Here is a 9,295-nt window from a genome sequence, read left to right as displayed (position 1 = left end):
GAAATCGCTCTCACTGCTGCCGTTTACAACGTCGAACAAGCCATCAAACAGTGAAACCCGCTGCCCTCTGCGGATTCAATGAAGCCGAAACAACAATGTGTCAAGACTTGATCAGCAGGAGAGACATCGACATCGAGGACTTCGAGCGTCTCACAGTCGACCATCGCCCAGACAGAGACTTCTTCGTTGTCGACAAGGTAAAAGTCGACAGTTACCTCTTGTCGCTTCTAGTAGCCAGGCTCGAACACGCTCTTGAGCTGGTGAAACCACTGTCTGATCGGCTCATAGGACCGATCAACGAACGGTTCAATCCATCTGTACGAAAGGCCAGCATGATACAGAAATGCTGCGAGGACACGCCGCCCTGTCGACGTGTCTTCTCGAGAAGATACCCCACATTATTGGGATTTCCCAACTACATGGGCAAGAATTACACAATTTTAACCCACTCCTCCACTAAGTTTCTCCTTTCATACTAAGATTGGCGATCTCGCTAGCTACCACACAACTTTTATTTAGGTAGACAGTAAGATTTCCAACCGACTGGGGTCTGCCCCCAGTATAGAAAATATGGCACGATCAGATTCAACTGTAGAGGTAGATGAATCGCTCACTGAGTCCGGTGGAATAGGACTTGATCTCTTCGCTGAAGAGACACCACAGACTGCACGATACCGATTCTTACTTCATTTCGGTGCATATGTAGTTCTACTCTTGTTGGTCATCTGGCCAATATTCTCTATGGCTAACCGACTCGAACCATACGTGCTGGGATTACCGTTCAATATGTTCTGGAATATCTTGGTTCTTGTGCTCGTTCTTATCAACTCAGCACTGCTGTATCGATTTGATGAAGGCAAGCTACAGGGGGGAAGCTGACCATGGTTTCGACAGCGACACTGATCATCACGGTGATACCGTTGGCTTATCTGGTGTTTGCACTGTGGGTCGGCGTTCGGAGCCGCAGCGCAGCCGATCAAAGCACTACTGAAGGATTCGTCGCGGGCGATCGCCGTATTGGTGTTCTCGTGCTATTCTTCATTATGAGCGCGGCGAACAATAGTGCATTTGCCTTCCTCGGCGGCCCTGGCTTCGCATTCGACAGAGGGGCAGCTGGATTCTACATTATTACGTACAGTGCGTTCGGGTTTGCATTATGGTACGTATTCGGTCCGAAGGTATCCCGACTCGGTCGAAAATTGGGGTACGTGACACAAGCGGAGTTCGTGAGCGACCGGTTTGATAGCAAGTGGATCTCAGCAATTATGGCAATTGCTTCTGTTACTGCTTTTATTCCGTATCTAGTCGTTCAGATAAAGGGTGTCGCATTCATCCTTAACGAAGCCAGTAACGGAATTATCCCGTTCTGGCTTTCAGGGTTGCTTCCCTTCCTCGTCATTGGAATCTACGTCGTCACAAGCGGAATGATGGGTGTTGGATGGTCAAACGTTCTGCAGGGAATCATGATGGTCTTACTTGCATGGTTCCTCGGCTTGTATCTCCCCTTCGAACTCCACGGCGGAGTAGAACCAATGTTTAAAAACATAGCTGCAAGTGATCCCTCACATCTGCTCGTCGGGCTGCCAGAGATGTCGATGCTTCAATATTCGAGCTTTATCGTCGTCTCAGCACTCGGGAGTATCATGTGGCCCCACCTGTTCATGCGGGCATATACTGCCGACGACACAGCTACAGTGAAAAAGACGGCTGCGTTCTATCCGCTCTTCCAATTCATCATTATCCCGATTCTCTTAATCGGATTCGCCGGCGTAACCGTGGTCGAGCCGTCTCTACTCGATAGTCCTGATCGAATCCTCCCGTATCTCGTTATGAGTCTCGATATGAATCCGCTTTTGATCGGACTATTCTTCGCTGGCGCACTTGCGGCAACGATGAGTACTGCCGACGCAATCGTTCACTCATCAGTGAGTGTTATTATGCGAGACTTCTACAAACCGCTATTCGATCCGGAGGGCGAGAAGGTGAATGACACCTTCTGGATGAAGGTTTTGGTCTTTCCCACCCTAGGTGTCGCGTATTACTTCGCTATGTTCAGTTCGATCAACATCGTACCGTTACAGGCCGCTGCATATGGTGCAATCATTCAATTTATCCCGCTAGTTGTCGGGGCAATGTATTGGCCTCGCGCTACGAAGACTGGAGCTCTATCCGGTCTCTTCGCCGGGACTGTGGTAACTGGTATTTTCACATTCGTTGTGCCGACACCGCTAACGGTACATGCAGGATTCTGGGGTCTTCTCGTTACAACAGCTGTCTTCGTGATAGTTAGTCTGATGACTAAGGTTGAGAACCCCGAGTTCGCACGGGAGATAATTCGCGAGACGCGTCCTAAACTCTTTCCGACTGAAATCGGGAGCGAAGACCCCTCAGTTGCTGCGACGGATGGAGGGACGCTCTCCGACGACACCGAAAAATAGATCCATGCGTACTCAGTTTTGCTTTTTCTTTCTTCAATGGTCGAAATAATAGTGGACTGTTGTGTCGCCGGTCTCACTAGCCCAACCACGCATGTTGCAGCCTGTCGCAACCGTAGCGGATAACAGCCGATATAGCTTGACTGATCAGATTGCATATCACTAGGTCTGCGTCGGCCCTGGGCTCGATTCAGCCCTTCTGTGACAACCCGAAGGTACAAGCTGGATTTCGGTACTTGAGTCGGACCAAATCGGGATACGAGAAGTCCCGTTGGTTGACCGCCTCGTAATGGAAGTTCGTCGATCGAATGGAGGTCGCTGGGCCCGACGTCCGGATCGACGTGGTCGGGAACATCGCCGGCCGGTGGGCTCCCAACGGGGTGTGACGAGGAGATCGCACCCGTCGCTGCCGGGAGTCACTTGGGTTCGGTTCCGGAAAGCGGGATCTTCGATGGACCGCTCGGCGTCTATACTGCGCTCAAAAGCGTCCGTGCGATTACGGCCGGTAATTTCGACCTCGAGCGTCCGATTGATGTCGTCTGTTTCACCGGCGAAGAGGGGACCCAGTTCTCCGACGGCGAGGTGACGCTGGGAGTGGCTCTCGAGGAAATCGGTTTCCGCGGTCGACTCGATGCGAGCGAGTGGCATTCGTGGCCCGAACTCTACGTCGAACAGAGCGAACGGCTCGAACGCGCTGGCCTCCCCATCGGCGTGGTCACGTCGATCACCGGGACGACTCGGTACCACGTGACTATCGAGGGCGAAGCCGACCACTCAGGGACGACCGCAATGACAGACTGGGATGCCCTCGCGGCGGCCAGCGAACTCGTCTTGGCAGTCGAGTTCGACATCCGGGAAATCGCCGGTACCGACAGCGAGTCGGCCGTCGCCACGGTCGGGTCATTGACCATTGAGCTGGGTGCCGTCAACGTCGTCCCCGACCGCGCCGAACTCACCGTCGACATTCGGGATGTCGACGCGGCGTCAATCGAACGACTCGTCGAAGCCGTCAAGGAGACGCTCCGAAGCCAGCGCGGCGTCGAAATGACGTTCGACCGACTATACGATTCCGTCCCGGCCGATGGCCGACTGCGTTACGTCTGCACTCTGGGAGGCGGAGGCAACCGCTGTCACAGACACCGACGCGATTTCGCTCCATTCTGGTACCGGACACGACACGATGCAACTATCGGACGTTACCGACGCGGGCCTGCTATTCGCCTGCTCCTACGGCGGTCACTCTCACAGCCCGCTTGAATGGTCCGACTGGGATGACTGTACGGCGACTCGGATACTGGCAACTGTGCTGGCGGACGTCGTTGGCGCAAACAGCGCCGCGTGAGTGGTGGCGGTTAGACCCGTCCTTCATCGGCTATCATTCCTGTCCAGAGTTGTCCAATCCCGATCGGCATTGGACCCGTTTCTGTAGCGATCGATTTCGAATCCTGTTACACGCCGTCTATACAATCGGACGCGATCATCCACACCGTAGTGGAATTTTGAAAAATGATCCAGTATCGGACATCTAATCACATACTGGCAGAATATTACCGCATAAGAGCAGTACATAGTGAACATATTCTCGCGGAGAAAGTACTATAGGTCCATCTCTTCGAGACGTTGTTAGTATGGCAGCGATACGACCGGTGACCGACAGATGAGTCACGAAGCAAACCCGGAGGGGTTAGAGCCGATCCCGTCAGATCAGCGATCGATGAGTCTCTTCCACTACATTTTGGTCTGGTGGGCATCGTTTATCATCGTCCAAGGGTTCTCGACGGCGTTCTTCGCCGTGTATCCGCAAGGGCCGCTAAACGTCGTCCAGGCCGCCGTCGCTATGACGATCGGAGCGATGGTTTCGGCTGTCCTGTTCGTGATAAACGGACTCGGAGGGTACCGAGAGGGAATCCCGTTCGTCACGCAGGTGCGGGCCGCGTTCGGACCCCGCGGGGCAATGATCCCGAAGTTCGTCTGTGCGGTTCCGGCGATCATTTGGCTCGGGATTGGTAACTGGATCGGAGCGCTGGCGATCCAGAGCATCACGATGACGCTGTTCGGATTCGGGAACGTCCAACTGTACTTCGTCCTCTTTATTTTCCTCAATCTCGCCCTCGCCTGGGGCGGGATCACCTCGATAAAGTGGTTCGACTCCGCGGCCGCGGTGATCATCATCGTCCTTCTCGCGTATACCATCTTCAGGGTGACGACAGAGCAGGGCATCTCGACGGCCTCGGTCGAGCACGAGGGCACCTGGGGTCTCCCGTTCCTCACGATCGTCGCGGCCCACGTCGGGACGGCGATAACCGCCGCGCTCAACGCGAACGATCTGAGTCGGCACCTCGAGCAGCGCCGGGGCTCGTGGAATCACATTCTCGGTCACGTTCTGGGAGTCGCTCCCGCCATGTTGTACATGGCGCTCGTGGGGATCGTCTTCGGGACGGCCATCACGACGGAGACGGGGAACCCGGTGTTCGCCATCATGGATGTCGCGCCGAACCCGACCCTCGGCGCCGCGTTGCTCGTGTTCGTGTTGGCCGCCCAGACGTCGTCGAATCTGACGCTTAACATGCTCCCCGCTGTCCACGTCTTCCAAGACACGCTTGATATGACCTGGGAAAAGGGACTGATATTCACGAGCGTGCTGTCGGTCGTGACGTTTCCCTGGGTACTGTTCTCCTCGCAAGGAAGCATCTATTTCCTGGTCATCAATGTCTATTCCGTTCCGCTCGGAGCGGTATTCGGCGTCCTGCTGGCCGAGTACTGGGTGTTCAGATCCGACGGTTCGAACACCGCGCTCTACGATACGGAGCGGACTTCGGAGCAAGGGTTCATGAAGGGATTCTCTGTCACGGCCGTCCTGAGCGTTCTAATCGGATCGGTCGCGAGCCTCGCTGTACTGGACCTGTCGTGGATGGTCGGTTTCCCTATTGGGTTTGGCACCTACGTCTGTCTGCGGAAACTGAACGTCGATAGCCGAACGATGGCGTACCTCTCGGACACGGAGTCCCAGTCAACTGCAGCCGACTAACACGTCACTTCAGGGTGTCCCGATCGCTGGCTGCAGACTACCGGTACATTTCAGTTTCGCTCAAGTCGCCTTTCGATTCCGTTCCTCGTCAGAACGGGACGAGCAATAGACTGTTTTGTGTCTTCTGGTGAAACGAGGTTTCAATAGACACTGTCTAATTGAGCCAGTTTGAGTGGGGATTTAGAAGAATATTGGGAGAACAAGCGGACGGCGACATCCGTCAGGGCGTTCGCCATCCGCCTCCATCAGACCGGTTATTCGCTCCGCGAGACAACTACAATCTTGGCGGAATTAGGTGTTGAACGTTTGCATAGAGCGGTTTGGAACTGGTACATCGGCTGGCTGACACGGGTGCGACCCGCCTGAGGCGCAGCCGAAGCGGGTCGCGGTCGACGAGACCGCTGTCAAGATCAATGGCGAGTGGTCTTGGTTGTACGCTGCAATAGACACCGAAACGAAGCTGATTCTCGATGTCGCGTTGTTTGGTCGGCATGGCACCGATCCGGCAGCTGCGTTTCTGCATCGGCTCAACGAGAAATACGATCTTTTCGACATCGTATTTCTCGTCGATCAATTCGGCTATCGGACTGCCCTTGCTCGATTAGGGTTGAGCAGTCGGGTCAATTATACCAAGCGAAATCTCATCGAAAAGTGGTTTCATACCCTCAAAATTCGCATCGACCCCTTCCACAACTCGTGGGTGGGCAGTCGGTCGAGTGTACGCGAATGGTTTGAACAATTCATGCACTACTACAACTGCCAGAGACCGCACCAGGCTCTCGACGGAAAGACGCCGATTGAGGAGGTGCAGAACTAGACAGTACCAGATAAGACAATATAATAACTATCTGAGAGGTATCTCTTCTGTAGGAGATTGTTCCTGATGATTTTATTTCATAGCATAACTCATATGATGGTGGTGAGCCGTTAGCCCCAGATATACACCAAGAAGCGTTAGCTGAGCAGAAATTCTAGTAAGTGTTTTAACTATTGCCGAATTATTGGTAACTACCAGATCTACGAGGTATTAGACGATACGGCGGCGCAGATTATCCTCACTATCAAGAGTGGTGACTCCATATGCCGTGTCGCCCAAAACCTCTACACGCCGTACGAGACGGTAAGACAGGCCGTCAATCGGCTGGAAGACGCAGGCTACGTCACCTATGACGACGGCCTCATTGTCGTCGACGAGCGCGTACGCGACGCAGCCCGCGAGCTCGTCGCTGCCAGCACCGGCGTCAGTCCGCCCGCCATCGAGAAGGCCTACGTCCTCCCCCAGTTTGGTGACTGGCCGTTTGCGTTCACACGGATCGACGCCGTCTATATGCGGACTCAAGGCGGCTACCAAGTCAGTCGTGATCCCGACGACTATCCGCTGTTCCTTGCTGTCCGTGAGCAGGACGTCGACGCCTGGGAGGCGTTTTTCGAGTCATTCGGCCTTCCCACCGCATTCGACCGGCTGCCCCGAGACGAGCTGGCAGGACCGCTGCAGATCGTCCTTGATCCACAACCGGCACTCAAAATTGAGCACGTCGAACGCTACCCGGTGGTCCCGAGAACGGAGACAATCGAGTATATGTACGAGCACTACGCCCAGTTCCAGTCGGCGCTCGCGATGCTCGACCGAATGTACGACAACCTCGACCTCGGCGTCACTTACCGGAGACGGAACGGGCACAGACATGAGTTTCCACAACCGGAGTGACGCGCTCATCGAACTGCTCGAGGAACTTACTCAAGATGGAATGCAGGACAGCGTGCTTCCAGCCAGCAATTCCGTTGCCGGCAGGATGGCTGATCTGCATCAGCGCGGCATTAGTAAGTTTTCGTGCGATCGACACAGCCTGTTTAACGAAGCGGAAGAGAGTCTTTTGCACAAAGCTTCCTCTTCCGCTTCAATTCAATCATTCTGACGACTCACCCCGATGCCGTCGATGGATTCAATAGAACCGATGAAAGTGTAATAACCGACTGCACCACTACCTCAGTCTCAAACAACAGTACTGACGAGTATCGCGTCCGTTTAGAGTGTCGGGGCGGGATCACTGACTCATCGCAACTGTCTGAATCGGAGGAGCACACTTACTCAGCCGCATATCGAATAACAAATGAGACGACACAACAGACTGAGCTTCAGAATTATCCTTTTGATACGGATAGAAGGTTCAATACTGAGTGAATTAGAAGACACCTCGAGAGCGTCATAGAACGGTTCGCATACTCATCCTATGGCGTCCCGACAAACGGTAAGTACAGACGGCACATAGAGCGGAAAACCTACGGACGAATATACTAGTGCGTTTCTCTGACGTAGTCTTTTTGTGCTTGAATAGCAATTGCAAATATGATGGAGGCTCCGCAGTTCTACATCCGTTTTGAGGAGTGGGCACAGGCCAAGTCTCGCAGTGGATTTGCTCTCTTCGTCGGTGCAGGGTCAGCGGTAGGACTGCTTGTTGTTAGCCCGCTATTCAACGATATCGGGATTCTAAATGCTGTTTCGTTGGGTATTATGATGACTGTGGTGTACTACGCATTCGACCCGTTGAACAAAGGATGAAGCGTTACATTTGCAGGAGTAGGGAACATCTGTTCGGTCCAGAAGAGGAAAAGAAATTCTATATTGTCATTATATGAACGCCCGGAACCCAAGTAAAATATGAGTGCTCTCAACTATTGGGTCTGGCGGTCGGGAACATCGTACTCAGAACTAGTTGGTGATATTTTCTGCAACCGAGTAGAACGCCTACCTAATCTGGCGGATGTCCTCAATGACACTCACCAAGACGATGATAGCAAGCACGGCGTAGACCGCCAGTAACCCACCACCGAGGATTGGTTCGATACTCGACTCAAAGAGGTATATCAGCACGATTGCGAACATCGCAGCTGTTCCAACGCCGCGAACCATCTGGCGGTCAAAGCCGAATATCGTTGTGGCCGTCATGGTTGATTTGATCACTCGCAAACCCCTCTCGGGGTAGTTCAGGGCTTTCGCCCTGAGTTATGCGAGCAGCCCGCGAAGCAACCTCACAAGGGTGAGGACAACCACAGCGAGTTTCGCCGCGACGGTTGCCCACTCCTTCAGCCACTTCGGCGGTGGGTTTACATGGGTCATTTCGACCCATTTTATGGTATGTACTACCACCCCTTAAACACATCGGATTAAAGACAGGTCAAAACACCTCAGTTAGACTTACCCGCGTCGGGCGGATAGGTGAAAATGGGTTTACATGGGTCATTTCGTAGCGCGAAAGCGCCGAAATGACTTTTGAGGAAAAGTCAGTAGTGCTAACTCTGATTTTCGAGTGTATCGCTACCCGGCCACAAACAGAATGAGCCACGCGTTCAGCACGACTGCGAGCAGCCAGAACACTGCGAGGCATGCCGGGATGATCGAGCGGTAGGCCATCGGGAGTAATAGGCGACAGAGGAGTGCGACCGCGAGCGCGCTGGCTTTCACCGCGAGCAGTCCGAACAGACCGGAGACATCAATCGCCGTGCGAGCAACTGGGTTCGATTCGACAAGCCCGAGCTGGAAGCCAGCAAGTGTCGTGACGAGATCGGCGACCAGTGTGAGCACGACGAGTCCCCACAGGACGCGGTCAACAGTTCGAGTTGAGAACGGAAGTTGCGGCGTCGCAATCGAGTATTCGCGTGTTGCCATACATGGGACAGCAACGGGACTAGACTAGCCGGTTTCGCCGACTACCGTTATCGGTGGTGTCATAGGAGAGTTTTCACGGCTATGTTGAATCACTAGACGGCGTCGGGGAAGGTCAGTAAATCGAAGGAGTTGAAGCGGGAGACTTCAGTTGTTCATGACCCAAAT

Annotated in this window: 8 protein-coding genes and 3 pseudogenes; 8 read left to right on the top strand and 3 right to left on the bottom strand. The window is 53.8% G+C overall.

Features of this window, described 5'->3' with window-relative positions:
* The 7 genes and pseudogenes from C484_RS17865 to C484_RS24790 all read left to right on the top strand — a co-directional run.
* Window positions 1-479: hypothetical protein (locus C484_RS17865; protein WP_204366388.1), on the top strand; the 479-nt coding region annotated here is incomplete at its 5' end.
* Window positions 480-570: 91 nt separating this feature from the next.
* Entirely contained in the window at window positions 571-879 is a 309-nt protein-coding gene (locus C484_RS23205) for a hypothetical protein (protein WP_152422747.1), read from the top strand.
* A 2-nt stretch (window positions 880-881) separates the two neighbouring features.
* Window positions 882-2,438 (top strand): sodium:solute symporter family protein, encoded by a 1,557-nt coding sequence (locus C484_RS17860; RefSeq protein ID WP_006827286.1) that lies wholly within the window; start codon window positions 882-884, stop codon window positions 2,436-2,438.
* Window positions 2,439-2,855: 417 nt separating this feature from the next.
* Window positions 2,856-3,692 (top strand): peptidase dimerization domain-containing protein, encoded by an 837-nt coding sequence (locus C484_RS17855; RefSeq protein WP_006827285.1) that lies wholly within the window; start codon window positions 2,856-2,858, stop codon window positions 3,690-3,692.
* 400 nt (window positions 3,693-4,092) lie between these two features.
* On the top strand, window positions 4,093-5,463 hold the full coding sequence (locus tag C484_RS17850; RefSeq protein ID WP_006827284.1) for a cytosine permease: 1,371 nt from the start codon (window positions 4,093-4,095) through the stop codon (window positions 5,461-5,463).
* Window positions 5,464-5,631: 168 nt separating this feature from the next.
* Window positions 5,632-6,280, top strand: a pseudogene (locus C484_RS22540) (IS6 family transposase).
* A 198-nt stretch (window positions 6,281-6,478) separates the two neighbouring features.
* Window positions 6,479-7,152: pseudogene (locus tag C484_RS24790) on the top strand (RNA polymerase subunit sigma-70).
* A 59-nt stretch (window positions 7,153-7,211) separates the two neighbouring features.
* On the opposite strand, the pseudogene C484_RS23200 reads toward C484_RS24790, so the two are convergent.
* A pseudogene (locus C484_RS23200) lies at window positions 7,212-7,343 on the bottom strand (IS5/IS1182 family transposase); the annotation flags it as partial.
* Window positions 7,344-7,813: 470 nt separating this feature from the next.
* On the opposite strand from C484_RS23200, the gene C484_RS17835 reads away from it, so the two are divergent.
* Window positions 7,814-8,023, top strand: a complete 210-nt coding sequence (locus tag C484_RS17835; protein ID WP_152422746.1) for a hypothetical protein — start codon at window positions 7,814-7,816, stop codon at window positions 8,021-8,023.
* A gap of 186 nt (window positions 8,024-8,209) precedes the next feature.
* Here the strand turns inward: C484_RS17835 and C484_RS17830 are convergent, their stop codons facing one another.
* Both C484_RS17830 and C484_RS17825 read right to left on the bottom strand, forming a co-directional pair.
* Window positions 8,210-8,410 (bottom strand): hypothetical protein, encoded by a 201-nt coding sequence (locus tag C484_RS17830; RefSeq protein WP_006107544.1) that lies wholly within the window; start codon window positions 8,408-8,410, stop codon window positions 8,210-8,212.
* Between the two features lie 369 nt (window positions 8,411-8,779).
* On the bottom strand, window positions 8,780-9,130 hold the full coding sequence (locus C484_RS17825) for a DUF5658 family protein (RefSeq protein ID WP_006827279.1): 351 nt from the start codon (window positions 9,128-9,130) through the stop codon (window positions 8,780-8,782).
* Window positions 9,131-9,295: the final 165 nt, after the last annotated feature.

This window comes from Natrialba taiwanensis DSM 12281 (assembly GCF_000337595.1).
Taxonomy (GTDB): Archaea; Halobacteriota; Halobacteria; order Halobacteriales; family Natrialbaceae; genus Natrialba; species Natrialba taiwanensis.
The sequence above is the reverse complement of the archived record's forward strand: the minus strand, read 5'-3'. Positions and strand labels throughout refer to the sequence as shown.

Excerpts from the sequence above, each read along its gene's own strand:
- C484_RS17835 (WP_152422746.1), top strand. The coding sequence starts at position 7,814 with ATGGAGGCTCCGCAGTTCTACATCCGTTTTGAGGAGTGGGCACAGGCC.
- C484_RS17830 (WP_006107544.1), bottom strand. The coding sequence starts at position 8,410 with ATGACGGCCACAACGATATTCGGCTTTGACCGCCAGATGGTTCGCGGC.
- C484_RS17825 (WP_006827279.1), bottom strand. The coding sequence starts at position 9,130 with ATGGCAACACGCGAATACTCGATTGCGACGCCGCAACTTCCGTTCTCA.
- C484_RS17860 (WP_006827286.1), top strand. The coding sequence starts at position 882 with ATGGTTTCGACAGCGACACTGATCATCACGGTGATACCGTTGGCTTAT.
- C484_RS23205 (WP_152422747.1), top strand. The coding sequence starts at position 571 with ATGGCACGATCAGATTCAACTGTAGAGGTAGATGAATCGCTCACTGAG.
- C484_RS17850 (WP_006827284.1), top strand. The coding sequence starts at position 4,093 with ATGAGTCACGAAGCAAACCCGGAGGGGTTAGAGCCGATCCCGTCAGAT.